The sequence below is a fragment of the Streptomyces sp. NPDC054783 genome (genome assembly GCF_053611725.1).
In genome coordinates this window covers 135,614-160,737 of record NZ_JBSHAY010000012.1, presented here as the reverse complement: position 1 = coordinate 160,737, position 25,124 = coordinate 135,614, and the positions used below count along the sequence as shown (strand labels likewise).

Below are 25,124 nucleotides of genomic sequence, written 5' to 3'. Positions count from 1 at the left end.
GTACTTCGGCGCGTAGGGGAGGCGTGGCGTGAGTGAGCGGCGGGCTGCGCCCACCGTGGGCCAGGTGGTGCTCGGTAAACGGTTGCAGGAACTGCGCGAGGCGTCGGGCCTCGGCCGGGAGGAGGCCGCCAGGGTCCTCAGGGTGGCGTCGGCGACCGTACGGCGGATGGAGACGGCCGAGGTCGCGCTGAAGATCCCGTACGTGCAGGTGCTGCTGGACACCTACGGGGTGCCCGAGGAGGAGGCGGCCGCGTTCGTGCGGCTGGCCGAGGAGGCGAACCAGCCGGGCTGGTGGCAGCGGTTCCACGACGTGCTCCCCGACTGGTTCAGCCTGTACGTCAGCCTGGAGGGCGCCGCCCGGATCATCCGCTCCTACGAGCCGCACTTCATACCCGGTCTGCTGCAGACGGAGGACTACGCGCGGGCGGTGCTGGAGGCCGGGACGATCGGGCAGACCTCGCCGCAGTCCGTGGAGCGGCATGTGTCGCTGCGCATGGAGCGGCAGCGGCTGCTGGAGTGGGACGACCCGCCCCACCTCTGGGTGATCATGGACGAGACGGTGCTGCGGCGCCCGGTGAGCATGCGCGGCGAGGTGATGCGCGAGCAGCTGGACAAGCTGCTGGAGTACATCGAGCGGGACCGGGTCACCCTCCAGCTCGCCGAGTTCGCTGCGGGGCCGCATCCGGGGACCTACGCGCCGTTCACGCTGTTCCGCTTCGCCGAGCCGGAGCTGCCGGACATGGTGTTCACCGAGTACCTGACCGGCGCCCTGTACCTGGACTCCCGCCGCGAGGTGGCCGCGCATCTGGAGGTGCTGGACCACATGACGGCCCGCGCCGCGTCGGCACAGCGCACACAGAACCTGCTGCGGGAGTTCCGCAAGACCTTGTGACGCCACGTCCCGACCGATTCTCTGGGGGAAACAGCCGTATGACCGCACGCGATGCCACGCCCACGCCGATCGACACCAGCCGTCCGCACCCCGCCCGGGTGTACGACTGGTGGCTGGGCGGCAAGGACAACTACCCGGTGGACGAGGAGCTGGCGCGCAGGATCCTCGCCGTGGACGGCACGGTGGTACGCGGGGCGCGGGCCAACCGGCGGTTCATGCACCGGGCCGTCCGGGCGGCGGCCGAGGCCGGGGTACGGCAGTTCCTCGACATCGGGACCGGTATCCCGACCGAGCCCAACCTGCACCAGGTCGCCCAGGGCGTGGCCCCGGAGTCCAGGGTGGTCTACGCGGACAACGACCCGATCGTGCTCCGGCACGCCGAGGCGCTGCTGCGGAGTGCCGCCGAGGGCAGCACGGACTACGTCCACGCCGATGTCCGCGATCCCGACACCATCCTGGGGCCGGCTGGCGAGTTCCTCGACTTCCGCCGCCCGGTCGCGCTGTCCCTGATCGCGCTCACCCACTACCTGGGTGAGCGGGAGGACGATGTGTTCGGGCTGGTCAAGCGGTACGTCGACGAGCTCACCCCCGGCAGTTTCCTGATCCTGTCCCAGGTCACCCAGGACCTCAGCCCCGAGGGTGTGGCCAGAGCGGCCGAGCTGTTCCGCAGGAGCGGCACGCCGTTCCACCCCCGCACGCTGCCCGAGTTCTACCGCTTCTTCGACGGCCTGGAGCTGCTCGGTCCCGGCGTCATCCCGGTGTACGGCTGGCGCCCGGAGCCGGTGGACGTGGCGGCCCAGGCGGAGGGCGTCGTGCCGGTGTACGCGGGGGTGGCGGTCAAGCGCTGACCGCCCTTCCTCCGCTGGTGTGTGCCGCCGTGCGCCCCCGGCCGGGCAGGCGTCAGGCGGCTCCGCCCTTGCTGTCGTGTTCGTCGTCCACGATCTCCGCGTCGACCACGCCCTCCGTGTCGGCCGGGGTCTCGTCCTCCTGTGTCGTCTGGCCGCCGGCGGCGGCGGACGCGTACATGGCCTGCCCCATCTTCTGGCTGACGGTGGCGAGTTTCTCCACGCCGGTGCGCAGGGCGGTGGTGTCGGCGTTCTGTTCCAGCAGGGTCTTCAGTTCCGCCGCGGCCGTCTCGACCTCGCCGCGCGTGTCGGCGGGGACGCGGTCGTGGTTGTCGCGGATGAACTTCTCGGTCTGGTAGACGAGTTGCTCGGCCTGGTTGCGGGTCTCGGCGGCCTCGCGGCGCCCCCGGTCCTCCTCGGCGTACTGTTCGGCCTCCCGCATCATGCGGTCGATGTCGTCCTTGGGAAGCGCGGAACCGCCGGTGACGGTCATCTTCTGCTCGCGGCCCGTCGCCAGGTCCTTGGCGGAGACGTGCATGATCCCGTTGGCGTCGATGTCGAAGGCCACCTCGATCTGCGGCACGCCGCGCGGGGCGGGCGGCAGGCCGGTGAGGTCGAAGACGCCGAGCTTCTTGTTGTAGGCGGCGATCTCGCGTTCGCCCTGGTAGACCTGGATGCCGACCGAGGGCTGGTTGTCGGTGGCGGTGGTGAAGATCTCCGAACGGCGCGTCGGGATCGTGGTGTTGCGTTCGATCAGCTTGGTCATGATGCCGCCCTTGGTCTCGATGCCCAGGGACAGCGGCGTGACGTCGAGCAGCAGGACGTCCTTGACGTCGCCGCGCAGGACGCCGGCCTGCAGGGCGGCGCCGACGGCGACCACCTCGTCGGGGTTGACGCCCTTGTGCGGGTCCTTGCCGGTGAGGTCGCGCACCAGGTCGGTGACGGCGGGCATCCGGGTGGAGCCGCCGACGAGGATGACGTGGTCGATCGCGGACAGCTGGATCCCGGCGTCCTGGACGGCCTGGTGGAACGGTTTCTTGCAGCGGTCGAGCAGATCGGCGGTCAGCTCCTGGAACTGGGCCCGGGTCAGTTTCTCCTCCAGGTGCAGCGGGCCCTCTGCGGAGGCGGTGATGTAGGGCAGGTTGATCGTCGTCTCCGAGGACGACGACAGCTCGATCTTGGCCTTTTCGGCGGCCTCGCGCAGCCGCTGCACCGCCATCTTGTCGGCGCCGAGGTCGATGCCGTAACTCCCCTTGAACCGCTTCACCAGGTACTCGACGATCCGCTGGTCCCAGTCGTCGCCGCCGAGGTGGGTGTCGCCGTTGGTGGCCTTGACCTCGATGACGCCGTCGCCGATGTCCAGCAGGGACACGTCGAAGGTGCCGCCGCCGAGGTCGAAGACGAGGACCGTCTGTTCGTCGCCCCGGTCCAGGCCGTAGGCGAGGGCGGCGGCGGTCGGCTCGTTGATGATCCTGAGCACCTTCAGGCCCGCGATCTCGCCGGCCTCCTTGGTGGCCTGCCGCTGGGCGTCGTCGAAGTACGCCGGTACGGTGATCACGGCGTCCGTGACGTCCTCGCCGAGGTAGGCCTCCGCGTCCCGCTTCAGTTTCTGCAGCACCCGCGCGGACAGCTCCTGCGCACGCAGGCGGCTGCCGTCGATGGAGCCCTGCTCGGGGAAGCGCCAGCTCGCGTCTCCCATGTGCCGTTTCACCGAGCGGGCGGTGCGCTCCACGTTGGTCACGGCCTGCCGTTTGGCGACCTCGCCGACCAGCACCTCCCCGTTCTTCGCGAACGCCACCACGGACGGCGTGGTGCGCGCACCCTCCGCGTTGGTGACAACAGTGGGCTCGCCGCCCTCCAGGACGGCCACCACCGAGTTCGTCGTCCCGAGATCGATCCCGACCGCACGTGCCATGGTCCGTCCCCTTCCGCCCGGGCGCCTGCCGCACTCCCAGCAGAGGACGTGCCCGCGACGCTGTCAATGGCCGGGTACCCGCACACGGCGATGCCGCGCCCCAGGAGCGGGACGCGGCATCCGGGGCCGTACGGGCGTCAGGCCAGCTCGGCCGTCAGGGTGATCGTCGTACCGGCCAGGGCCTGGCTGACCGGGCAGTTCTTCTTGGCCTCCTCGGCGGCCGAGGCGAAGCCCTCCGCGTCCAGGCCCGGCACCTCGCCGCGCACGGTGAGGTGGATGCCGGTGATGCCCTCGCCCGGCTGGAAGGTCACGTCGGCCTTGGTGTCGAGCCTGGTGGGCGGGGTGCCGGCGCCGGCCAGGGCGTGCGAGAGGGCCATGGAGAAGCAGCTGGAGTGAGCGCCGGCGATCAGCTCCTCGGGGCTGGTCTTTCCGTTCGCGTCCTGGGAACGCGACGCCCACGTGACCGGCTGCTCGCCGATGCCGGAGGAGTCGAAGGTGACGACGCCGTTCCCCTCGAGCAGATTGCCTTCCCAGACGGTGTGCGCGGTGCGCGTGGTGGCCACGATCATTCCTTTCACGTCGGGTCCCGTGACGTGAGATCCCGTTACGGGGGTTTTCCGTGCTCCTATCCGATCACATCCGGGCTCATCTCACCCTGAAGACCGGCCCACGCGGCATGAACGGGAGGTGACTTCCCTGCGGGATCAGATAGGCGTGCTCGCGGCGCACCCGCAGCACCTCGCACCAGCCGTCGGTGATCACCAGCACCGGTGCGGCGGGCGGGAAGTCCTCGGACCGGTGCAGCAGGTCGATGCCGGGCTGCAGGACGGTGCCGCCGCGCCCGTGCACCCGGACCCGGCCCGCGATCTCGGTGACCGGGAGATAGCCGGCGTCGTGCGGGGCCGCGTCGCAGAACACCACGCGGGCGGCCGGTACGTCCCGGGCCTCGGCGTAGGAGGCGATCGCACCGAGCGCCTTGCCGAGCAGGGTGCGGCTCATCGAGCCGGAGGTGTCGAGGACCACCCCGAAGGTGCAGCGCGCGACCTCCTCGGGCGGGAACCAGCGGCCCGCGCGCGGGATGTCGGGGGTGGACGCCTGACGGCGGGCGGGGCGGGCGAAAGACCGTACGGGCTCCGGGCGGGGCACGAACTCGTCGAACCATCGGGCGAGTTGCGCGTCCCAGGGCAGCGGCGGATGGCTGAGCGCGCGGATCTCCTCGACCAGGCCACCGGGCAGGAAACCGCGCTCCTGCGCCTGGTGCAGGTCGAGGCCGCGGCTGAGGCCGCGCCGGTAGAACTCGTCCAGGTCCACGTAGTCGCCGGGCTGCCCCAGCGGGGCACCGAGGACGTCGCCGGCGCCCTTGCCGCGCAGGGTGGCCAGGCGGCGGACGCGGCGCAGGTCGCCGGCGATGCGGTCGTAGACCTCCTCGGCGGACAGGCCGGCCAGCTGCGGGTCGTGCAGCAGGCCCTCAGGCATGGTGCCGACCCGCATCTCGACCAGCCAGCCGTTGATGACGTAGTCGCAGGCGACGTTGAAGAGGAAGGGGTCGCGGGGGCCGCAGCGGTCGCCGTGGCGGAGGGCGGCGTGCAGCATCTCGTGGGCGAGGACGAACCGCCACTCCTCGGCGTCGAAGGTGCGCAGCGGGTTGATGTAGATCTCGCCGGCCTCGGGGTTCACGGCGGCGATCTGGATGCCGTGGGCGCGGGCCAGTTCGGCGTCGGCGACCAGCTTGATACCGGCGGCGATGCCGCCGAGCAGCGGGTAGGAGGAGACGAACCAGCTCAGGGCCCGCTCCCAGGGGCGCTGCGGGGTCCGCTCACCGTCGAGTGAGTCCCGGCGGCCGCCTGCCACGTCCATCGCGGCGGACACGGTCCGGGTCAGCGCGGTGGCGAAGGCCAGCTGCCGGTCCGGGACGGGGCCCTGCCAGGCATGCCATTCGGTGAGCACCTGGTCGGGTGCGTCGCCCGCGGTGCCGCAGCGCTCGTAGGCGGGCGGCAGGCCGTGGGCCCGCCAGCGCGCGGCGAGCCGCTCCTCGTCCCCGTCGGGGTAGGTCGCCGGCAGTTCCTCGGGGGTGGTGCCGATGGGGAAACCGAGCAGAAAACGGTTCACCACGACGCAGCGGGCGGCGAGGTCGTAGCGGTCGGGCTGCTCGCGCGGGCCCTTGGCGGCCGGGACGTGCCCGAACCCGAGGTGGAGGGCGGCGTGCGCCAGCGCCCAGGCCCAGGCGCCGGGGTCGGCGAGCCGGTGGGGGCGGGCGTGCACGGTGGCGTCGGAGTCGACGACCAGGAGCCCCTCGTGCGGAGCGAGGGTGCAGGTCTCGCTGCGGCAGGTGCTGAAGTCGACGGCGGTGAGGGCGGGGTTCGCACGCAGCAGCCGCATGCCCTCGGCGAACGCCTCGCCGGCCAGGTCGCGTTTCCTCGCCGGTCCGGTCTTCTTCGGGCCGTTCTTCTGCCCGGTGCGGCTCACCGGCGGGCCTCCACCAGGCGGGGCATGTCGCGGGCGGCCTCGACCAGGAACCACGAGGGCAGTACGGGGTTGCCGTCGGTGTCCCCGGCGATCACGGTCTGGGCGACCTCCACGGAGATCTCGGCGAGCTGCACCAGCAGCGACTTGGCGCGGTGGGCGATCTGCCGGCCGTTCGCCGACATGTGCTCCTTGCCGGCGGGCAGTTCCTTGACGAGCCGGCCGCGGAAGGACTCGGCGAGGTAGTACAGCAGGTCGCGGTCCTGCAGGCGGTGCGGCCAGCGGGCGTCGCCCTTGAGGATGGCCTCGATCCCGAACCGGCTGCGCACGACCTTGACGTAACCGCAGAACGCTGTCGCGTGCGCGGGCGTGAGCGTGCCGTGCGCGAGGACCGTCAGGGTCGGCTCGTCCAGCTCGGGGCCGAAGGAGTGCAGGGCGTCGGAGAGCATGTGCCAGGAGCGGGGCGTGGAAAACGGTTCCTCGGTTTTCGGCGGCTTGGACCACAGGTGGTCCGGGCGGTCGGTGAGGTGGTCCAGGATCCACGGGTGGATGCCGTGTTCGGCGGCCCAGGCCAGCCAGTCCGTGGCGGAGACCTCCAGATGGACGTGGGCGAGCCGGTTGACCAGGGCGGAGGCCAGCGGCCGGGCGAGCGCGTTGTCGGTGGCCCGGTTCCCGGCGCCGATGACGATGGATCCGGCGGGCAGCTCGTAGTTTCCGATGCGGCGGTCGAGGATCAGCGAGTAGAACGCTTTCTGCACATCCGGGGTGGCCGCGTTCAACTCGTCCAGGAAAAGGCAGTACGGCTCGTCCCGGGCGATCGTCTCCGGCGGGCAGAACACCGACCGCCCGTCGCGGATCTGCGGCACGCCGATCAGGTCCTCGGGGGCCAGCTGCGTACCGAGCAGGCTCACGCACTCCAGGCCGAGCGAGTCGGCGAACTCCCGTACCAGGGACGACTTTCCGATGCCGGGGGCGCCCCAGAGGAACACGGGCCGGACGGTGGCGAGGCCGAGGAGGAGTTCGGGGACACGGGCGGGAGTGACGGTGACGGCAGCCTGCAAGGCGGAGCATCCTCAGGGGGGTTCGAGTCATGTACGACGCGAACAGTGTCGGTGTCCGGCCGGTCGGGCGCAGCCGATTTTCACGCGGCCCGCTCGTCCTCGGTGCCGTCGGTACCGGTGTCGTCGGTAGCGGTGCCGTCGGTACCGGTGTCGTCGGTGAGCGGGACCTGGGGTCCGTCGAGCTCGCCCAGCCAGCGGCGCAGCACCTGGTGCACCTGCTCGGCGCCGGTCAGCTCCTCCACTCCGTCGACCGGTGCGGACAACTCCAGCGGCGAGAGCAGGAACGGGTGGGACTGCGCGCCGCCGAGGCCACCGTGGGAGCCGATCTGCTCCTCGAAGGCGAGCACCTCGCCGTCGGCGGGGTCGAAGGCTGAGTTCACCATGATGTCGGCGGTGTGCGGGAAGGAGTGGGTACGGCGGACGGCGTCGGCGGCGCCTGGACCGAACCGGGCCAGCGGGCCGGGCTGGTCGTCGAGCCTGGCCAGCGGGATCTCGGCGCCGTGGGCACCGAGCACCACGCCGTCGTGCTCCGCGCTGCGCACCAGCAGGAAGCCGATGCCGGGGTGGTTGGCGAGGGTGGTGAGCAGGGCCGGGTGGCGGGCGTCGATCTCCTCCTTGGTCATGCGGTGGGGCACGTCCGGGAAGGAGACCAGGCCGAGGTTGCCGGAGGCCAGCACGATCGGCTCGGAGCGGCGGACGGGGCGCTGCTGCTCGCCCTTCTCCTCCACGGGCCGGCGCAGTGCGGCCCGGACGGCGGCACGGGCCTCGGCCCCGCTGTGCGTGCCCTCCGCCCGGCGCGGCACGTGCAGCCCGCACCCGGCCCTGACCAGGTCGCCGAGGGTGAGTCCGTAGCGGGAGCGGAAGGTCTCACCGGGGCTCTGCCCGTGGTCGGACAGGACGACGATGCGGTACGGACGGGGCGCGTGCTCGGCGACCCGCTGCAGCAGGGCGAGGGCGCGGTCGAGGCGCCGCAGCACCTGCTCGGCGTCCCGGCCGCACGGACCGGAGTGGTGGGCGACCTCGTCGTAGGCGACGAGGTCGGCGTAGACGGCGGTGCGACCGGCGAGCATGTCGCCCATCACCGCGGCGAGGACGACGTCCCGTTCGACGACGGTGGCGAAGGCGCGGACGAGCGGGTAGAGCCCGCCGCGCCTCACCCGGGGGCGCTGCCCGCGCAGGCGGGCGCGGGTGGACTGGCCGATCTCGCGGACCACCTCGGCGACGAAGGACAGGGCGGTGCGGACGGCGTTCGCGGGGTCGGAGAAGTAGGCGAAGTAACCGGCGCGGGAACGGTTCTCCCGGCCCCGGCGGCGGGCCGCGATGGACAGCACGAGGGCCTGTTCGCCGGCGCCGCCGCTGAAGAGGTTGCCGCGGCTGGCGCCGTCCACGGTGAGCAGTCCGCCGTCGCCGGTGTGCCGTACGGCGCGGCGCTGCAACTCGGCGGCGCTCGTCGGGCGGTTGCACACCATCACCTCCCCGCGGTCCTTCTCGTACCAGCGGAAGGCGGGCACGTCGAAGGTACTGCCGTGGAGTATGCCGAGCTGGCTGGCACCGGTCTGGCTGGACCAGTCGGTGCGCCAGGAGTTGAGACGGTGGGTGGGCCGGGGGACGTCGTCGCCGGTCGGCCGTATGACGTCCCCCGGCTCCAGCCAGCCCGCGACCGTGGGCATCACCCCCTTGCGGACCGCGTCCGTGAGGACGTCGTGGCCGACGCCGTCGAGCTGGACGAGGAGCAGGCCGGGGGTGGCGGGGCAGGGCGGGTCGGATCTGCGGCGGCGGGCGGCGAGGCGGTGCAGGCGGCGCCGGTAGGTCTCGTCGTCGCGTACGGCGAGGGCGGCGCCGGTGGCGGAGGCGACGGCGGACATCACCGCGGCCACGATGACGGCGGTCTCGGGGGCGGCCTCGCCGTGGCCGGAAGGGTTGATGCGCAGAGCGAGCAGCAGCAGGGAGCCGTTGAGGAAGAAGACCAACAGGCCCAGCACGAGGGCGGGTACGAGCAGCAGCAGGCGCACCAGGAGCGGCCACACCACGGCCGACAGCACACCGAAGGCGCCCGCGCCGCAGGCGGCGGTGACGGCGATGCGAGTCACGCTGTCGCCGTCGGCGGACTGGAGCCGGAAGTCGGGCAGGAGTGCGGCGAGGACCAGCATGGTGAGGGTGGAGACCGCCCATACGGCGATGCTCCGACCGATCTGACTGGCGATCCGCCGCCACCGCACGCCCCGCACGCCCCGCACACCCCACGTCCCGGCCCGTTCGACGCCGGGGCCTCGCTCCACCCTGTCACACGGGCCCGATGCCAGGACTCCTTGACGGGTTGCGGGCCGTCGCCGCGCTGACTTCATCGGCACCGGACACCTCCTGCTCGACCTGGCGCAGACCTCCGGTACAGCGAGTGAGGGGCTACGTCACCAGGGCGTGCAGCCGGCGCAGGCGCGCCGGACGACCGAGCGGCCGGCGGCCGGGGACGGCCTGGCGGCGACCGGCGGCCAAGCGGCCGAGGACGCCCTCGCCGCCCTCGGCAACGACGTGGCCGAGGTCCAGCGGCGCGCCGACGACACCTTCGGCCCCGGAGGGTTCCGCTGCCCCCGGCCCGCCCTTCCCTCCCCGCGCCACGAAGGCGACCGCTCGGCCCACCAGGCCTCCCAGCGCAGGTGGGGCACGGGACGCTCCAGCCTCCGCCCGGGCCGAGCTGATCGCGTTGTCAGACCCCCCTGCCATCATCCCGGCATGCCCTACGACGCCTCGATGACCGCATCCCGCTGGAACGCCCCGCCCGACGGCGCGCGATCCGCCGCCCGTCACTGTGTCCAACGTCCCGGCGACCTGCCGGGGCGTCAGCGGCCAGGGTTCCGGCGGGCCATGGGGCACGAGCAGATCAAGAGGGGTGCCTGATGGATCTCGCGGCACGGCTGATGTGCGCGCTGACCGACCCGGAGTTCAGCCCCGAGGACGGGGACACGCGCCCGGATCTGTCGCAGGTCTCCGACGAGGAGCTCGGCAGCCTGCTGGTGGCCGCCTACGGAGTGGACGCCACGGCCCCGCGGGGGATGGCCGCGGTCCGCTTCGCGGTCGAGGACGCGGCCCGGGAACGGCGGCCGCTCTATACGCCCGACGCGTGCCGGCGCATGTTCGAGGTACTCGTCGAGCAGTACGAGGACCGCGGGTGGGCGAACCTGAACCAGGCCCTGGACGCGCTGGAGCACTGCACCGGGCCGCTGCCCGACGTCTCCGAACAGGCCCGCGCCCTGGTGGCGTTCTGGCTGGAGAAGGACACCGCGCGGCAGCCGTACGCGCTCCTCGCGATCGCGCGGCTCGGCGGCGACGGCACGCTGCGCACGGCCGTGGAGCGGCTCTCGCACGACGTGGGCCCCATCGTCGCGGACGAGATCGCCGTCGTCGCGGGGCTGCCCTCGGCCGAACAGACGCTGCTGTCCGGGATCGACCGGGACCACCGGTTCATGTCGCCCGTCGCGCACGCGTGGCGCGGATCGGCGGACAACCCCGCCTATGCGGCGTTCACGCGCCGTGCGCTGGAGACGGCGGCCGACCGCACCGACGCCATCCGGCGCGGCGAGATCCCCTACCGGGCGGACAAGGCGTTCACGGACCGGGAGATCACCACGCTCGGCCAGGCCCTGCGGGTGGCACTGCTGCGCGACGAGCCCTGGCTGCCGGAGCTGTTCGAGCGGCTGCTGCCCGGCATCTCCCTCGCCCCGACCGCGGCGAAGACGCTCCCCTCGCAGGCCCTGCTGTACGAGGTGGTCCGCGCCGCGCAGGACTTCCCGACGCCCGAGTTGGTGACCGCGATCCGCACAGTGCGCCGGACCGTCCGGCACGTCGGGGTGCCCAAGCAGCTCGACAAGATGCTCAAGAAGGTAGACACGGCCCTGGCGGAACGCACCGACGTGGCGCTGCGGCTGCCGGGACTGGGCTTCGAGACCGCACCCACCGGCGGCTCCGCGGCGGTCGGCGTCCTGCGCCGTGCGGCCGGCGACTACCAGGCCGTCATCACGGTCGCCGAGTCCGCCACGCTGACCTGGGAGAAGGACGGCCGCCCGCTGCGCAGCCTCCCGGCTCCGGTCCGCCGCGACCACAGCGCCCTGGTCAAGGAAGTGCGCGACCTGGTGAAGCGGGTGAACGCCCAACTCGTCACCCTCGTACGCGCGTTGGAGGGCGGCTGCACCGTCGACGCCGTTCATCCGTACGGCTGGTGGCGCACCGAACTGGCCGGGCATCCTCTCGCCGGGACCCTGGTGCGGCGGCTGATCTGGGAGATCGAGGTCGCACCCGGCGAGTGGCACGCCGTGCTGCCCGAGACGCAGGAGCGCCTTCCCCACGCGCCCGACGACGCCTCCGTACGGCTGTGGCACCCGCTGCGCTCCGAACCGCACGCCGTACGGGCCTGGCGTGACCTGCTCACCGAGCAGCGCATACGGCAGCCCTTCAAGCAGGCGTTCCGCGAGATCTACCTCCTGACGCCGGCCGAGGAGCAGACCCGCGTCTACTCCAACCGTTTCGCCGCCCACCTGGTCCGCTACCGCAGGATGTTCGCCCTGTTCCGGGCGCGGGGATGGAAGAGCGACCTGCTCGGCCCGTGGGACGGCGGGGACGGCGACGAGGCGGAGCGCACCCTCGGGGGCGGGCAGTGGCGGGTCCGCTTCTTCCACAGCTGGGCCGACTGGGCGGGGGACGAGGAACTCGCCTCGACCGACCAGGTGCGCTTCGACCGCCTGGAGGCGGGCGCCTGGCGGGAGGCCCCGCTCGCCGACGTGCCCCCGCTGGTGTTCAGCGAGGCGATGCGGGACGTGGATCTCTTCGTCGGCGTGACCTCGATCGCCGCCGACCCCGACTGGACCGACGGCGGCCCCGGGCGCACCTACTGGGAGCGGGCTTCCTTCGGCGCGCTCACGGAGAGCGCCGAGGCGCGCCGCGACGCCCTGGAACGCATCCTGCCCCGCCTGAAGATCGCCGACCGGTGCACGCTCGACGGCCGCTTCCTGACCGTTCGCGGCGATCTGCGCACCTACAGAATCCACCTGGGCTCGGCCAACATCCTGATGGAGCCCGACGACAGCTACCTGTGCATCGTCCCGGCACGGCCGCCGAAGGACGGCACGGTGTTCCTGCCGTTCGAGGACGACCGGCTCTCCCTGATCCTCAGCAAGGCGTTCCTGCTCGCCGCCGACACGAGGATCACCGACCGGACCATTCTCACGCAGATCGAGCGAGGTGCCTGATGGCCACAGTGACGTTCCGGGACGAGACCGCGACGGGCAGGCCGCTCGGTGAGTGGGAGGTCGCCGGGCTGCCGGACCGGATGACCGTACGGGAGCTGATCGGACTCCGGGTCCAGGAGGAGGTCGCCCGGTACAACGCCCGTCCCGGCACTCGGTTCAACGGCCTCGTGCGCCCCGCCGACGCCGAGACCGAGCTGAACGGCTACCGACTGCGCGAGCCCCGCCGCATCGACTGGGAGCGGCAGGCCGAGATCGCCGAGCGCGCCTTCCTCGCCAACGGGTTCTTCGTGCTGGCCGGCGATCGCCAGGTCGAGGATCTCGACGAGGTCGTGGATCTCACCGTCGATCCCGGGCTGGTCTTCATCAAGCTCGTCGCCCTCGTCGGCGGCTGAAGGGCCGGCAGCGCGCTGAACCCGGCGGAATCCAGTGGACCCTAGCGGCCGTCGTAGCCGGCCGTCGGCATGGACAGCCGGCGGTGCACGCGGGCTTTCATCTGCGCGTCGTACGACGGCTCGGCCCGCCCGACGGTCTCCACACGCACGCCCCGGCGCGCGCACTCGGCGGTGAACGCCTCGACCGAGGACAGAGCGCGCCGGAGCACGCGCAGGCTGGGCGCGACGAACACGTCCACCCCGGGCCGGACGCCGTCCCACAGCGCGCCGTGGTCGAAGCGCAGTCCGCCGACGAGGAGTTCCCGGCCGATGACGTACCCGCGTTCGGCGGCCCAGCGGGCGCACATGGCGTGCTGGCTGCGGGAGTCGACGAGGAAGGGGTCCGCTTCCAGTTCCTCCAGCGGGGTCAGGCTGGCGATCGCGATGACCCGCACCGGCGCGGGCGCGGGCGTGTCGGAGGTACCCCGCAGCTGTCCCATGGCGTCCCCCCTCACCTCCGGGTTTCGCCGCAGACCCTACTCCTGCCCGTAGGCTTCGGGGAGTCGCGTGAAGGAGGCGAAGAGGGTGCCGGTGGAGATCACCTGGTGGGGTCACGCGACCTGCACGGTCCAGGACGCGAACATACGCGTGCTGACCGATCCTCTGTTCGCCCGCCGACTCGCGCATCTGCGGCGGCGCCGGGGTGCCGTGCCGCCGGCCGAGGCCCGGCGGGCGGACGTGGCGCTGGTCTCGCATCTGCACGCCGACCATCTGCATCTGCCCTCGCTGGCGGAGCTCGCCCCGGGCACGCGCCTGCTCGTGCCCCGGGGCGCACCACGCGCCGTGCCCGGTCTGCGCCGGCTGCGCCGGCTGCGGGTCGTGGAGGTGGTGCCCGGGGACGTGGTGCGGATCGGTGAGCTGCTGGTACGGGTGGTGCCGGCGCTGCACGACGGGCGGCGGCTGCCGGTGGGCCCGCACCGCTCGCCCGCGCTCGGCTATGTCGTGGAGGGGGAGGCGCGGACGTACTTCGCCGGGGACACCGGGCTGTTCGACGCGATGGCCGAGCGGGTCGGGCCGGTGGACGTGGCGCTGCTGCCGGTGGGCGGCTGGGGGCCGTATCTCGGTGAGGGGCATCTGGACGCGGGACGGGCGGCGCGGGCGCTGGCGCGGCTGGCGCCGCGGGTGGCGGTGCCGGTGCACCACGGCACGTACTGGCCGATCGGGATGGACGCGGTGCGCCCGCACGAGTTCCATGCGCCGGGCGACGAGTTCGTGCGGCTGGCGGCTGCTGCGGCGCCTGGGGTGGCGGTGCACAAGCTGGGGCACGGCGAGAGTGTGCGGCTGGAGGTCGCGCGGTGAGGTGGGCGGCCTCGGTGGCGGTACTGGCCGCCGCGTCCACCACGTCGACCGTGCCGCCGGAGTCGACGCAGCAGGCGATCGGGTATCCGTCGCTGTTCCTGCTGGTGCTGATCGGGGCGCTGGTACCGGTGGTGCCGACCGGGGCGCTGGTGAGTTCGGCCGCGGTGGTGGCGTTCCATCAGACGGCGCCGTTCTCGCTGGCGCTGGTGTTCGTGACGGCGTCACTGGCGGCGTTCCTGGGGGATGCGGCGCTGTACTGGCTGGGGCGGCGCGGGATGCGGTCGCGCAACGGGTCGCGGTGGCTGGAGGCGATACGGTCGCGGGCGCCGGACGCGCGGCTGGCGTCGGCCAGGGAGAAGTTGGCCGAGCATGGGGTTGCCGTGCTGGTGCTGTCCCGGCTTGTTCCTGCGGGGCGCATACCGGTGATGTTGGCTTGCCTGATGGCTGACTGGCCGTCGAGGCGATTCACGCGGGGGAATCTGCCCGCGTGTCTGGCCTGGGCGGCCACGTATGAGGTCATCGGTGTTCTGGGTGGGTCGTTGTTCGAGCAGCCGTGGGAGGGGGTTGTGGTGGCGGTCGCGCTGACCGTTCTGATCAGCGCGATGCCCGGTGTGGTGCGGCGGTTCCGGTAGCACCGTTCCAGTGCGGTCGGGTTCGGGCCGCGGGTGCGTTTGCGGGCGCTTCAGTCCAGCACCTTCGATGCCCCGACCGGCAGATCCCACAGGTCTTCCCGTTCCAGCCCCGCTTTCTCCCAGGCCGCCCGCACCCGCCCGAGCGGCTCCAGGACCGGCTCGGCCGAGAGGATGAAGGTGCCCCAGTGCATGGGAGCCATCCGGCGCGCACCCAGGTCCAAGGTCGCCTGTACGGCCTCCTCGGGGTCGCAGTGGACGTCGCTGAGCCACCAGCGGGGGTCGTAGGCGCCGATGGGCATGAGGACGAGGTCGATGCCGGGGTAGCGGCGGCCGATGCGGGAGAACCAGTGGCCGTAGCCGGTGTCTCCGGCGAAGTGGAGCCGCTGTCCGTCGGCGTCGGTGAGCACCCAGCCGCCCCAGAGGCTGTGGCAGGTGTCGGTGAGGGTGCGCTTGGACCAGTGGTGGGCGGGGACGAAGTCGAAGCGGACACCGGACAGTTCGGCGCCCTCCCACCAGTCCAGCTCGGTGACGCAGGTGAAGCGGCGGCGACGGAACCAGCGGCCGAGGCCGGCCGGCACGAACACCGGGGTGTCCCGCGGGAGTTGGCGCAGGGTGGGGGCGTCGAGGTGGTCGTAGTGGTTGTGGCTGATGACGACGGCGTCGACGCGGGGCAGGCTGTCCCAGGGGACGCCGACGGGGGTGATACGGGCCGGGGTGCCGAGGATGCGGCGGGACCATACGGGGTCGGTGAGCACCGTCAGGCCGCCGATCCGCACGACCCAGCTGGCGTGTCCGGCCCAGGTGACGGCGAGGGTGCGGGTGTCGACGCGGGGCAGCGGGGCGGGGGCGCAGGGCAGCCGGGGGACGGATGTGAGGCCTTCGGCGCCGGGGCGTACGGCACCTTCACGGGCGAAGCGGGCGAGGGCCTTGAGGCCCGGCAGGGGGGCGGTGAGCCGGTCGTGGAAGGTGCGTGGCCACACGCGGTGTTCGCCGAGGGGGCGGGGCTCGGCCAGCGGCGGGAACGGGGGTGCCAGGGGGGTCGGCGTACCGGTGGCGCGAGTCGGTGCGGTCAGTGCGGTCGCCGTCGCCGTTGCCGTCGTCGTAGTGGTGGTCGTCGTTGCCGTTGTGGTCGTCGTTGCCGTGGTGGTCGTCGTGGCCGATCCGGGCTCGTGCGTCTCGGGCTCATACGTCTCGGGATCGTGCGTCTGCTGCGTCATCGAGGAGGCTCCCATCGCTGAGCGTCGTCGCGGAGATCGTCGAGGACCGACGTCAAGAAGATCAACGCGCGTTGCACATGTGGCAGTTCCAACGGCACGGGTGAGGTGAGGCATTCCGCGCGTTCCTCGTCGTCGCCGCCCAGCAGGGGGCCCGTGGCGAGTCGTACGCGCAGCGCCCCGAGGTCGTCGCCGAAGCGGTGGCCGCCGGGTGCGGGCATGCCGAGCCGAACGGTGAGAAGGTCCTCCAACTCCTGTGCGTCGCTCACGCCTTGATCGGCGAGGGGTTCGCGCAGCGGGCCGAGGTCGGCGTACAGGTGGCGGCCGGCCTGCGGGGGGCGGACGAGCGCGCCGGCGGCGACGAGGGCGGCGTGCACGGCGGCGGCCACGCGCGCGTGCAGCCGTACGGCGGCCTCGCGGCGCTCGGTGACGGGCGGTGGTTCGTCGAGGGCGTAGCCGGCCGCGGCGGCGACGGGTGCCGCGATGTGGGCGCCGAGCCCGGTGAGGATGTCGAGCACGCGCGCGTGGAGCTGCCGGCCGGGTCCCGTGGCCGGGAATCGGGCGACCGCGGCGGGCCAGCCGGCCGGCAGCAGGGATCCGGCGAGGTCGGTGACGACGGTGACCCGGTCGGGCAGCATCTCGGCGGGGCTGAGCAGCACGGTGTCGTGGGGGTGGTGCAGGGTGTCGCGCCAGGTCTCGTCGCTGACCAGGTGCAGTCCTTCGGCGGTGGCGGCCTCGACGGTCTCGTGCAGCAGTTCCGGAGGGGCGACGGTGGCGGTCGGGTCGTCGGCGACGGACAGGACGAGCAGCCGCGGGTCACCGCCCTCGGCGCGGACCCGGCGGACGGTCTCCAGCAGCGCGTAGGGATCGGGGACGCCGCCGCTCTCGGCGGGGGTGGGCACGTGGTAGGCGGGCCGGCCGAGCACTCGCGCGTACGGCGCCCACCAGGCGGCGCAGGGGCGCGGTACGAGGACGTCGGCGCCGTCTCCGGCGAGCGCGGCGGTGAGGGCGAGCAGCAGGGCCGGGGCGCCGGGTCCGGCGGCCACCTGGTCGGGGACGGTGGGCAGTCCGCGCCGGGTCCAGTAGCCGCAGGCCGCTTCGAGGAGGGCGGGGGCGCCGCCGACGGGCTGGGCGTCGGCACGGCTTGCCGCCGCGGCGAGCACGGCCATGAGTTCGGGGAGCACGGGGAGGCCGTCGCCGGGCAGGGGCGGGCCGTAGCGGACCGGGCCGTGGCCCTCGGGGTCCGTCCGCCGCATGTCCGCCTCCGCGCGGTCCTGGTGCCGTGTGCCGCCGGTCCGGGCCGGGTGGCCGGGACCGGCGGACTGTGTCGTCGTGGGCTGCTTTTTTATGGGGCGTGGGTGGTGGGAGCTTTGTGGGGCGTGGGGGTGGGAGCGTGGGGTGGGTGCGTTCGTGGCCTGCCTTGTCGCCTGCGGTGTGTGGGGGCCGCCTGCCGGTGTCCTCGGGAGGGTGTGTACCCGCCGGGCGGCACTCCATGGGGGTGACGGGTCTCGCCCCGGTCATTCGTCCGTGGACCGGACTCCCGCGGCGCGCCAGCGACCGTACAGCCGGTAGCCTGCTCCGCCGCAGGCCGCGGCCATGAGGGCGGCGCCGGCGGCGAGGGCCGGGACCGAGTCGGTGAAACTGCCTCCCGCGCCCGCCTCGACTCCGTGCTGCACGGTGGGCGGGTCGCAATCGTCGTGGCCCTGCGTGCACCGGTGACCGTCGTCGGCGCAGGCCCCGGCGACGGGGCAGTCGCGGCGGTCACCCGCCGTACCGTCCGAGCAGGCCTCCCCCGGCTTGCACCCCGTACCTCCCGAGCAGACCTCCCCCGGCTTGCACCCCGTACCTCCCGAGCAGGCCTCCCCCGGTTTACAACCCGAACCGGCACCACTCGGGCACGCCTCCCCCGGCTTGCACGCCGAGCCCGCACTGCTCGGGCACGCCTCCCCCGGCTTACAACTCGCACCCACACCACTCGGGCACGCCTCCCCCGGCTTGCACCCCGCACCGCTGGGGCTCGGGCAGGTCTCCGGGCTGTGGCAGGGGGTGCCGTACGGGTCGGGGACGCCCATCGGAGCGGTGGTGAGGGTCGGGAACGGTGTGCTCATCGGAGCGGTGCTGAGGGGCGGGAACGGAGCGCCGGTCGGAGCGGTGACGAGGGTCGGGAACGGAGCGCCGGTCGGGGCGGCGGCGAGGGTCGGGAACGGAGCGCCCATCGGAGCGGTGGTGAGGGTCGGGAACGGAGCGCCGGTCGGGGCGGCGGCGAGGGTCGGGAACGGAGCGCCCATCGGAGCGGTGGTGAGGGTCGGGGACGGAGTGTCCGGGACCGCGTCGGCGGCGGAGGCGGCGGGCCCGGCCAGGGCTAGCACGGCCCCGGCGGCGAAGGCGACGGACAGGGCACGGGCGGTGCGGCGCATGGGACGGGCTCCTCGGCGGACACGGCGGATCGGTCGGCGGTGGTGGTACGCCGGACGCCGGTACGCACTTCGTCGGGCACCGGCAGGGCGGTGCAGGGGCGCTGCCCCCACGGCGTCTCGGGTACGGGGCACAGGGCGTGCCCTCGCTGCCATGACAGCCCGCCCGGCGACGCGGCGCGCGCGGCCGGACCCCATTCGCGGGACGGGCACGCCCGGCCGGGTGACAAACAGCGGCCCACCGCGGTCTTCCGGCTCCGCCGCCCGCACCGGCCACCCCGAGCGTCCCGTGTCCGTGCCCGGAGAGGTTTTCCGTCCCCCGTGCAGGTGACTCGGTATGCGCAGACCGGATCGTCCGCTTCGTACTCACCGCACCGAGGAGGTCCTTCATGAGCACCAAGGTCGCCGACCAGATCCTCGAGCGCCTGCGCGCCTGGGGCGTGGAACAGGTCTTCGGCTATCCGGGCGACGGCATCAACGGGCTGCTCGCCGCCTGGGGCCGGGCCGAGGACCGGCCGCGCTTCATCCAGTCCCGGCACGAGGAGATGTCCGCGTTCGAGGCGGTCGGATACGCGAAGTTCAGCGGCCGTATCGGAGTGTGCGCGGCGACGTCGGGGCCCGGCGCCATCCATCTGCTCAACGGTCTGTACGACGCCAAGCTCGACCACGTGCCGGTGCTGGCGATCGTCGGGCAGACCGACCGGACCGCGATGGGCGGCTCCTACCAGCAGGAAGTCGATCTGCACACGCTGTACAAGGACGTCGCCTCGGACTTCGTGGAGACGGTGACGGTGCCCGAGCAGCTGCCGAACGTGCTGGACCGGGCGATCCGCACCGCCTACGCCCGCCGCTGCCCGACCGCGCTGATCATCCCCGGTGACGTGCAGGAGCTGGACTACTCCCCGCCGACGCACGAGTTCAAGATGGTGCCCTCCAGCATGGGCATGAGCGACTACACCATGACCCCGACGGACGAGGCGCTGCGCCGGGCGGCGGACGTGCTGAACGCGGGCGGCAAGGTGGCGATCCTGGCGGGCCAGGGCGCGGCCGGCGCGGTCGCGGAGGTGCAGGAGATCGCCGAGCTGCTCGGCGCTGGTGTGGCCAAGGCCCTGCTCGGCAAGGACGTCCTCAGCGATGAACTGCCGTACGTCACCGGGCCGATCGGACTGCTGGGCAGCCGGCCGTCGTACGAGCTGATGCGGGACTGCGACACCCTGCTGACGATCGGGTCGTCGTTCCCCTACACGCAGTTCATGCCGGACTTCGGCAAGGCGCGCGGTGTGCAGATCGAGATCGACCCGCACATGATCGGAATGCGCTACCCGTACGAGGTGAACCTCGTCGGTGACGCGCAGGCGACGCTGCGCCGGCTGATCCCGCTGCTGAACAGCGACCGGGGCGGGCGCGAGTGGTACGACACGGTGTGCGCGAACGTACGGCGCTGGCACGAGACGATGGAGCGGCGGGCCGGCCTGTCGGCCGATCCGATCAATCCCGAGTACGTGGCCCGGGCGCTGGATCCGCTGCTGCCGGAGAACGCGATCCTCACCTCCGACTCCGGTTCGGTCGCCAACTGGTACGCGCGGCACATCACGATGCGGCCGGGCATGCGCGGTTCGCTGTCCGGGACGCTGGCGACGATGGGGCCGGGCGTGCCGTACGCGATCGGCGCGAAGTTCGCCCATCCGGACCGGCCGGTGTTCGCGCTGGTCGGCGATGGCGCGATGCAGATGAACGGCCTGGCGGAGATGATCACGGCGGCGAAGTACCGGGACCGCTGGTCGGATCCGCGGCTGGTGGTGGGCGTGTGGAACAACCAGGACCTGAACCAGGTGACCTGGGAGATGCGCGCCATGGAAGGTGCACCGTCGTTCCTGCCGTCGCAAGCGATCCCGGACGTGCAGTACGCGGCGTTCGCCCGCTCGCTGGGTCTGACCGGCGTCCGGGTGGAGAAGCCGGAGGACGTGGAGGCGGGCTGGCGTGCGGCTGTGGAGGCCGACGGGCCGTGCGTGATCGAGTTCCTCACCGATCCCGCCGTGCCGCCGATCCCGCCGCACGCGACCTGGGAGCAGATGGAGTCGACGGCGGCGTCGATCCTGAAGGGGGATGCCGACCGCGGGTCGGTGGTCAAGCAGGGCTTCAAGGCGAAGATGCAGGAGTTCCTGCCCGGCAGGGACAAGGGCTAGCCCTCTGGAGGTTGCCATGCAGCGAGGCAGTGACCGGCTGAACGTCCACCGGGACGACGAGATGAAACACGAGCTGAAGGGGCTGCTGAGGTCCGGCCATCCGACGCGCGTGGAGGAGTGGCACGATCCGGAACCGGCCGCGGACGACGACCCCGAGGTGTGGAGCGGACCTGTGGGCGGCCTGGGCTCGCCGGCGTCGCTGGAGCGGGTGCGGTCGGAGCTGGCCCGCACCCTGAGCCGGGGCTCGTTCCCGGCGACCGCCCGTGACCTGGCCCGGATGCTGCGCCGGCACAACGCGCCGGCCGCACTGGGCGACGCGGTGGCCGCCCTGCCCCACTCGGCGCGCTACGAGAACGTCCAGCAACTCGCCGAGGCGGTGACGGGGGGCGCATGAGCAAAGACCGGGCGACCGATATCGCGAAGGGTGCCGCGGTCGTTGGTGCGGAGCGGGGGAGGGGAAGAACGCCTGGACGCTGCGAAGGCGCCGGCGCCCGCTGTCGCCCGGCTGTCTGACCGGGATCGGCGTCGCGATCGGGCTGTGCGTGGTGCTGCCGTACGGCGAGGAACTGCTGTGCTGCGGCGGGCGGCCCGGCGGCGCACCCGGAGGGCAGCGCAGGAGAATGCACGGAAGGTGAGTGAGGAGTCATGCGCATCGCGTTTCTCGCGGCGCCCCAGGGTGTGGAGCAGGTCGAGCTGACCGAGCCGTGGAAGGCGGCCTCGGACGCCGGGCACGAGCCGGTGCTGGTGTCCACGAAGCCGGGGAAGATCCAGGCGTTCGACCATCTCGACAAGGCGGACACTTTCGACGTGGACGAGGTGGTGGGCGAGTCGTCGGCGGGGTCGTTCGGCGGTCTCGTACTGCCCGGCGGGGTGGCCAACCCGGATTTCCTGCGGATGGACGACAAGGCCGTGGCGTTCGTGAAGGACTTCTTCGACCAGGGCCGTCCGGTCGCCGCGATCTGTCACGCACCGTGGACGCTGGTGGAGGCGGACGTCGTACGGGGCCGGGTGCTGACGTCCTGGCCGAGTCTGCGCACGGACATCCGCAACGCGGGCGGCACCTGGGTGGACGAGCAGGTGAAGATCTGCGACCACGGCTCCAACCAGCTGGTGACCAGCCGTAAGCCGGACGATCTGAAGGCGTTCTGCGACGCGTTTCTGCACGTGTTCGCCGGCGAGGCCGGCTGAGCCGCCGCCCGACCGTGCAGGCCCGACCGTGAGGGCCGGCCCCGCACGGGCCGGCCCTTCTCGTGTGCCGGCCCTGGGCCGGTCCGGCCGCTCAGGTGCCGGACGCCTCCGGAGTCACCGCCTCGCCGCACCGCCGGTCCCGGGCTCCCTCGCGGGTGCGGCCCGCGCTGACGAGGCGGCGCGGGTTGCGGCGCAGATACTCGCCCTCCAGCTGCGCCATGCGCTCGTTATGGGTCCGCAGCGCGTCGTTCGAGCCGTACAGGAGGGTGTCGTGGCGCGTGCGGTGGATCGTCTCCAGCTCCTTCATGAGCTGCTGGTCGTCCAATCGGCTGGGCTCGACTCCGGTCATGTGGTGCCCCGCTCGTCGTATCCGTGTCCTTGGGTCCCGGCCCGGGTACCCGCCCGGCAGGCACTGCCCCCGAGGAGTTTCCGGCGAGCTCGGGTTCTTGAATCCACTCTACGAACATCCGGGGTCCTGGGCCTCTGCATACATCGACACCTCTGTCCACGCGGAGGACCAGCAGCAACGCCGTCATCACCCAGGGCTTGCCGCAGCTGATCGAGGTGGCGCGCGAGCACCGGCTGGCCGAACTGCTGATCCGGCCGGACGCGCCCGACACGCAGCGCGAGGTGTGGATCGGCGAGGACCCGGACCAGCTGGCGGCCCGCCGCGACGAGCTGAGGAACCTCGGCGAGCGGCAGTCGTGGCCGGCCCGCGCCGACGACGCGCTGGTGCGTGCGGCAGTGGTGACAGACGCGCCGGCGGTGTCGCTGCCCCCGGTGCTGGGGGGCACGGGTGAGGAGGTCGCTCCGGGCGGCATGGGCGCGCTGCTGCGCTGGAGGTGACCAATCGCCCGTAGGGGGCGCGGGGGCCGTATCCGCCCTGGTCCGGATCCCCCTAGCGGACGCGCTCCACGCGGCGTTCGTCCCAGACCGGTTCCGGCGTCTCGCGGACGCGGCCGTCGGCGCCGAAGACCAGGTAACGGTCGAAGGACCGGGCGAACCACCGGTCGTGGGTGACCGCGAGCACCGTGCCCTCGAAGGCCTCCAGGCCCTCCTGGAGGGCCTCGGCCGACTCCAGGTCGAGGTTGTCGGTGGGCTCGTCCAGGAGCAGCGCGGTGGCGCCCGCCAGCTCCAGCAGCAGGATCTGGAAGCGGGCCTGCTGGCCGCCGGAGAGCCGGTCGAAGGGCTGCTCGGCCTGCTGGGTCAGCTCGTAGCGGCGCAGCCGGGACATGGCGGCGCCGCGGTCCTGGGAGTGCTCCTTCCACAGGATGTCGAGCAGCGTTCGGCCGTGGAGTTCGGGGTGCGCGTGGGTCTGCGCGAAGTGCCCGGGTACGACGCGCGCGCCGAGCTTCCACTCCCCCGTGTGCGCGACGTCCTCGCCGGCGAGGAGGCGCAGGAAGTGCGACTTGCCGGAGCCGTTGGAGCCGAGGACGGCGACCCGTTCGCCGTAGAAGACCTCCAGGTCGAACGGCCGCATGAGGCCGGACAGTTCGAGCCCCTTGCAGGTGACGGCCCGGATGCCGGTGCGGCCGCCCTTCAGGCGCATGGTGATGTCCTGCTCGCGCGGCGGCTCCGGCGGCGGGCCGGCCTCCTCGAACTTGCGCAGGCGGGTCTGGGCGGCGGCGTACCGGGAGGCCAGCTCATGGCTGACGGCGGCGGCCTGACGGAGGTTCAGGACCAGCTTCTTCAGCTGGGCGTGCTTCTCGTCCCAGCGGCGGCGCAACTCCTCGAAGCGGGCGAAGCGTTCACGTCGGGCCTCGTGATAGGTGGCGAACCCGCCGCCGTGCACCCAGGCGTCGGCTCCGGCCGGGCCGGGCTCCACGGAGACGATCTTCTCGGCGGCGCGGGCGAGGAGTTCACGGTCGTGGGAGACGAAAAGGACGGTCTTGCGGGTCTCCCTGAGCTGCTCCTCCAGCCATCGCTTGCCGGGCACGTCGAGGTAGTTGTCCGGCTCGTCCAGCAGCAGCACCTCGTCGGTGCCGCGCAGCAGCGCCTCCAGCACGAGGCGTTTCTGCTCGCCGCCGGAGAGGGTGCTCACCTGGCGCCACTGGGCGCGCTCGTAGGGCATGCCGAGGGCCGCGGTGGTGCACATGTCCCACAGGGTCTCGGCCTCGTAGCCGCGCGCCTCGGCCCAGTCGGCGAGGGCCTGCGCGTAGGCCAGCTGGGCGGCCTCGTCGTCGACCGTCATGATGCCGTGCTCGGCCTCGTCGACCGCCTCGGCCGCCTCGCGGATGCGGGGCGGGGCGACGGACACGAGCAGGTCCCGTACGGTCGTGTCGTCCCGCACGGAGCCCACGAACTGGCGCATCACGCCGAGGCCGCCGCTGACGGTGACGGTGCCGGCGTGCGGCTTGAGCTCGCCGGAGACCAGCCGGAGCAGTGTCGTCTTGCCGGCGCCGTTCGGGCCGACCAGGGCGACGGCGGCGCCTTCCCCGACGCGGAAGGACACGTCCCCGAGCAGGGTCCTCCCGTCGGGGAGGTGGTACTCGAGGTGCGCGGCTTCCAGATGTCCCATGGGGAGGCATTCTCCGGGGCGGCCCGGGACGACGGCAAACGCTTATCGGGCGCGGACACCGCGCCGGCCGCACGAGGACACCGCGCGCCGGCCCGACGGGCATGTCCGAACGGCTATCCCGCCGTGTCCACCGGCTCCCCCGTCGGCCCCGCCTCCCCCGCGGGTGCCACCGTGGCGCCCTCCCAGGAGAGGGCCTTCCAGCCGTCGGCCGGGGAGCCCTCCAGGACGACCACGCCGGTGTTGCCCAGGGGGCGGGCGGCGGCGAAGGGGACGTCGACGTTGTGGGCACGGGCGGAGGTCCACAGGCGGATCGCGGCGCCGTGGCTGACCATGGCGACCGTGCCGGCGCCGCTCGCGCCGGCCTCGGCGACCACGGCGTCGTACCGGGCCAGGGCCTCCTCGCCGCTCTCCCCGCCGGGGATGCGCGGCGCGGTGTCCCCGGCCGCCCAGGCGAAGATCGTGCGCATGTACTCCCGGCCCCCGGCGGACTCGCCGGGCAGCATCTCCAGGTCGCCGGCGGACACCTCGCGGATGCCGTCGCGGACGATCACCTCCAGACCCCGGGCGGCGGCCAGCGCAGCGGCGGTGAGCCGGGTGCGCAGCAGTGTGGAGGCGTAGACGGCCTCGATGTCCTCGCCGGCGAGCGCCTCGGGCAGTGCGGCGGCCTGCGCCTCGCCCAGCGGGGTCAGCGCCGGTCCCGGCACGTCGGTGTCCAGCAGACGGTGCACGTTGGACGGGGTCTCGGCGTGGCGGACGAGCAGGAGGCGCATCCGGGGGAATCTCCTCACACGCCGGCGGGTGCCCGGCGCAGACAGGCACAAGAAAC

22 protein-coding genes and 1 pseudogene are annotated in these 25,124 nt (G+C 72.8%); 10 read left to right on the top strand and 13 right to left on the bottom strand.

Features of this window, described 5'->3' with window-relative positions:
- Positions 1 to 28 precede the first annotated feature (28 nt).
- Together ACWGJ5_RS22350 and ACWGJ5_RS22345 are read left to right on the top strand one after the other, a co-directional pair.
- Complete coding sequence (locus ACWGJ5_RS22350) at positions 29 to 892, top strand: helix-turn-helix domain-containing protein (protein ID WP_453311424.1); 864 nt, start codon at positions 29 to 31, stop codon at positions 890 to 892.
- A gap of 38 nt (positions 893 to 930) precedes the next feature.
- Entirely contained in the window at positions 931 to 1,740 is an 810-nt protein-coding gene (locus ACWGJ5_RS22345; RefSeq protein WP_453311423.1) for an SAM-dependent methyltransferase, read from the top strand.
- A 52-nt stretch (positions 1,741 to 1,792) separates the two neighbouring features.
- On the opposite strand, the gene dnaK is transcribed toward ACWGJ5_RS22345, so the two are convergent.
- From dnaK to ACWGJ5_RS22315, 6 genes are all read right to left on the bottom strand, one after another.
- Entirely contained in the window at positions 1,793 to 3,652 is a 1,860-nt protein-coding gene (gene dnaK / locus ACWGJ5_RS22340; RefSeq protein ID WP_453311422.1) for a molecular chaperone DnaK, read from the bottom strand.
- A gap of 137 nt (positions 3,653 to 3,789) precedes the next feature.
- Positions 3,790 to 4,215 carry an OsmC family protein gene (locus ACWGJ5_RS22335; RefSeq protein ID WP_228620741.1) on the bottom strand — a complete coding sequence of 142 codons (426 nt, stop codon included), beginning with the start codon at positions 4,213 to 4,215 and terminating at the stop codon, positions 3,790 to 3,792.
- Positions 4,216 to 4,297: 82 nt separating this feature from the next.
- Positions 4,298 to 6,031, bottom strand: a complete 1,734-nt coding sequence (locus ACWGJ5_RS22330; RefSeq protein WP_453311510.1) for a vWA domain-containing protein — start codon at positions 6,029 to 6,031, stop codon at positions 4,298 to 4,300.
- 83 nt (positions 6,032 to 6,114) lie between these two features.
- Positions 6,115 to 7,176, bottom strand: coding sequence for an ATP-binding protein (locus tag ACWGJ5_RS22325; RefSeq protein WP_453311421.1), 1,062 nt, complete (start codon positions 7,174 to 7,176; stop codon positions 6,115 to 6,117).
- Positions 7,177 to 7,256: 80 nt separating this feature from the next.
- Complete coding sequence (locus ACWGJ5_RS22320; protein ID WP_453311420.1) at positions 7,257 to 9,404, bottom strand: phage holin family protein; 2,148 nt, start codon at positions 9,402 to 9,404, stop codon at positions 7,257 to 7,259.
- 175 nt (positions 9,405 to 9,579) lie between these two features.
- A complete protein-coding gene (locus ACWGJ5_RS22315) occupies positions 9,580 to 9,813 on the bottom strand; it encodes a hypothetical protein (RefSeq protein WP_453311419.1) in 234 nt (77 codons plus the stop codon).
- A 257-nt stretch (positions 9,814 to 10,070) separates the two neighbouring features.
- On the opposite strand from ACWGJ5_RS22315, the gene ACWGJ5_RS22310 reads away from it, so the two are divergent.
- Positions 10,071 to 12,416, top strand: a complete 2,346-nt coding sequence (locus tag ACWGJ5_RS22310; RefSeq protein ID WP_453311418.1) for a DUF4132 domain-containing protein — start codon at positions 10,071 to 10,073, stop codon at positions 12,414 to 12,416.
- Positions 12,416 to 12,808 carry a hypothetical protein gene (locus ACWGJ5_RS22305; RefSeq protein ID WP_453311417.1) on the top strand — a complete coding sequence of 131 codons (393 nt, stop codon included), beginning with the start codon at positions 12,416 to 12,418 and terminating at the stop codon, positions 12,806 to 12,808. The genes ACWGJ5_RS22310 and ACWGJ5_RS22305 overlap by 1 nt, the downstream gene beginning before the upstream one ends.
- Before the next feature lie 41 nt (positions 12,809 to 12,849).
- Here the strand turns inward: ACWGJ5_RS22305 and ACWGJ5_RS22300 are convergent, their stop codons facing one another.
- Positions 12,850 to 13,287 (bottom strand): hypothetical protein, encoded by a 438-nt coding sequence (locus tag ACWGJ5_RS22300; RefSeq protein ID WP_453311416.1) that lies wholly within the window; start codon positions 13,285 to 13,287, stop codon positions 12,850 to 12,852.
- An 85-nt stretch (positions 13,288 to 13,372) separates the two neighbouring features.
- Between ACWGJ5_RS22300 and ACWGJ5_RS22295 the strand changes: the two genes are divergently transcribed.
- The gene (locus ACWGJ5_RS22295; protein ID WP_453311509.1) at positions 13,373 to 14,146 is read left to right on the top strand and encodes an MBL fold metallo-hydrolase; all 774 of its coding nucleotides are present in this window, start codon (positions 13,373 to 13,375) and stop codon (positions 14,144 to 14,146) included.
- Between the two features lie 14 nt (positions 14,147 to 14,160).
- Positions 14,161 to 14,778 (top strand): DedA family protein, encoded by a 618-nt coding sequence (locus ACWGJ5_RS22290; protein ID WP_453311415.1) that lies wholly within the window; start codon positions 14,161 to 14,163, stop codon positions 14,776 to 14,778.
- A gap of 50 nt (positions 14,779 to 14,828) precedes the next feature.
- Here the strand turns inward: ACWGJ5_RS22290 and ACWGJ5_RS22285 are convergent, their stop codons facing one another.
- From ACWGJ5_RS22285 to ACWGJ5_RS22275, 3 genes are all read right to left on the bottom strand, one after another.
- Complete coding sequence (locus tag ACWGJ5_RS22285; protein WP_453311414.1) at positions 14,829 to 15,995, bottom strand: MBL fold metallo-hydrolase; 1,167 nt, start codon at positions 15,993 to 15,995, stop codon at positions 14,829 to 14,831.
- Positions 15,992 to 17,248, bottom strand: coding sequence for an aminotransferase class I/II-fold pyridoxal phosphate-dependent enzyme (locus ACWGJ5_RS22280; RefSeq protein WP_453311413.1), 1,257 nt, complete (start codon positions 17,246 to 17,248; stop codon positions 15,992 to 15,994). Before ACWGJ5_RS22280 ends, ACWGJ5_RS22285 begins: the two co-directional genes overlap by 4 nt.
- 261 nt (positions 17,249 to 17,509) lie before the next feature.
- Positions 17,510 to 17,668 carry a hypothetical protein gene (locus ACWGJ5_RS22275; protein ID WP_453311412.1) on the bottom strand — a complete coding sequence of 53 codons (159 nt, stop codon included), beginning with the start codon at positions 17,666 to 17,668 and terminating at the stop codon, positions 17,510 to 17,512.
- 1,127 nt (positions 17,669 to 18,795) lie between these two features.
- On the opposite strand from ACWGJ5_RS22275, the gene ACWGJ5_RS22270 reads away from it, so the two are divergent.
- The 3 genes from ACWGJ5_RS22270 to ACWGJ5_RS22260 all read left to right on the top strand — a co-directional run bounded on the left by ACWGJ5_RS22270 (position 18,796) and on the right by ACWGJ5_RS22260 (position 21,780).
- Positions 18,796 to 20,592 (top strand): thiamine pyrophosphate-requiring protein, encoded by a 1,797-nt coding sequence (locus tag ACWGJ5_RS22270; protein ID WP_453311411.1) that lies wholly within the window; start codon positions 18,796 to 18,798, stop codon positions 20,590 to 20,592.
- Between the two features lie 16 nt (positions 20,593 to 20,608).
- Positions 20,609 to 20,986 (top strand): DUF2795 domain-containing protein, encoded by a 378-nt coding sequence (locus ACWGJ5_RS22265; RefSeq protein ID WP_453311410.1) that lies wholly within the window; start codon positions 20,609 to 20,611, stop codon positions 20,984 to 20,986.
- Positions 20,987 to 21,237: 251 nt separating this feature from the next.
- Entirely contained in the window at positions 21,238 to 21,780 is a 543-nt protein-coding gene (locus tag ACWGJ5_RS22260) for a type 1 glutamine amidotransferase domain-containing protein (RefSeq protein ID WP_453311409.1), read from the top strand.
- Between the two features lie 91 nt (positions 21,781 to 21,871).
- Here ACWGJ5_RS22260 and ACWGJ5_RS22255 read toward each other — a convergent pair whose 3' ends face one another.
- Positions 21,872 to 22,129, bottom strand: a complete 258-nt coding sequence (locus tag ACWGJ5_RS22255) for a DUF6158 family protein (protein WP_228620719.1) — start codon at positions 22,127 to 22,129, stop codon at positions 21,872 to 21,874.
- Positions 22,130 to 22,320: 191 nt separating this feature from the next.
- Between ACWGJ5_RS22255 and ACWGJ5_RS22250 the strand changes: the two are divergent.
- Positions 22,321 to 22,626 (top strand): annotated as a pseudogene (locus ACWGJ5_RS22250) (hypothetical protein); the annotation flags it as partial.
- Between the two features lie 52 nt (positions 22,627 to 22,678).
- Here the strand turns inward: ACWGJ5_RS22250 and ACWGJ5_RS22245 are convergent.
- Together ACWGJ5_RS22245 and ACWGJ5_RS22240 are read right to left on the bottom strand one after the other, a co-directional pair.
- On the bottom strand, positions 22,679 to 24,298 hold the full coding sequence (locus ACWGJ5_RS22245; RefSeq protein ID WP_453311408.1) for an ABC-F family ATP-binding cassette domain-containing protein: 1,620 nt from the start codon (positions 24,296 to 24,298) through the stop codon (positions 22,679 to 22,681).
- Between the two features lie 113 nt (positions 24,299 to 24,411).
- The gene (locus ACWGJ5_RS22240; protein WP_453311407.1) at positions 24,412 to 25,068 is read right to left on the bottom strand and encodes a histidine phosphatase family protein; all 657 of its coding nucleotides are present in this window, start codon (positions 25,066 to 25,068) and stop codon (positions 24,412 to 24,414) included.
- Positions 25,069 to 25,124 lie beyond the last annotated feature (56 nt).

What these genes read in the sequence shown, in the direction of transcription:
- ACWGJ5_RS22345 (WP_453311423.1), top strand. Translation starts at nt 931, where the DNA reads ATGACCGCACGCGATGCCACGCCCACGCCGATCGACACCAGCCGTCCG.
- dnaK (WP_453311422.1), bottom strand. Translation starts at nt 3,652, where the DNA reads ATGGCACGTGCGGTCGGGATCGATCTCGGGACGACGAACTCGGTGGTG.
- ACWGJ5_RS22330 (WP_453311510.1), bottom strand. Translation starts at nt 6,031, where the DNA reads ATGCGGCTGCTGCGTGCGAACCCCGCCCTCACCGCCGTCGACTTCAGC.
- ACWGJ5_RS22310 (WP_453311418.1), top strand. Translation starts at nt 10,071, where the DNA reads ATGGATCTCGCGGCACGGCTGATGTGCGCGCTGACCGACCCGGAGTTC.
- ACWGJ5_RS22305 (WP_453311417.1), top strand. Translation starts at nt 12,416, where the DNA reads ATGGCCACAGTGACGTTCCGGGACGAGACCGCGACGGGCAGGCCGCTC.
- ACWGJ5_RS22300 (WP_453311416.1), bottom strand. Translation starts at nt 13,287, where the DNA reads ATGGGACAGCTGCGGGGTACCTCCGACACGCCCGCGCCCGCGCCGGTG.
- ACWGJ5_RS22285 (WP_453311414.1), bottom strand. Translation starts at nt 15,995, where the DNA reads ATGACGCAGCAGACGCACGATCCCGAGACGTATGAGCCCGAGACGCAC.
- ACWGJ5_RS22280 (WP_453311413.1), bottom strand. Translation starts at nt 17,248, where the DNA reads ATGCGGCGGACGGACCCCGAGGGCCACGGCCCGGTCCGCTACGGCCCG.
- ACWGJ5_RS22270 (WP_453311411.1), top strand. Translation starts at nt 18,796, where the DNA reads ATGAGCACCAAGGTCGCCGACCAGATCCTCGAGCGCCTGCGCGCCTGG.
- ACWGJ5_RS22265 (WP_453311410.1), top strand. Translation starts at nt 20,609, where the DNA reads ATGCAGCGAGGCAGTGACCGGCTGAACGTCCACCGGGACGACGAGATG.
- ACWGJ5_RS22260 (WP_453311409.1), top strand. Translation starts at nt 21,238, where the DNA reads ATGCGCATCGCGTTTCTCGCGGCGCCCCAGGGTGTGGAGCAGGTCGAG.
- ACWGJ5_RS22255 (WP_228620719.1), bottom strand. Translation starts at nt 22,129, where the DNA reads ATGACCGGAGTCGAGCCCAGCCGATTGGACGACCAGCAGCTCATGAAG.
- ACWGJ5_RS22245 (WP_453311408.1), bottom strand. Translation starts at nt 24,298, where the DNA reads ATGGGACATCTGGAAGCCGCGCACCTCGAGTACCACCTCCCCGACGGG.
- ACWGJ5_RS22240 (WP_453311407.1), bottom strand. Translation starts at nt 25,068, where the DNA reads ATGCGCCTCCTGCTCGTCCGCCACGCCGAGACCCCGTCCAACGTGCAC.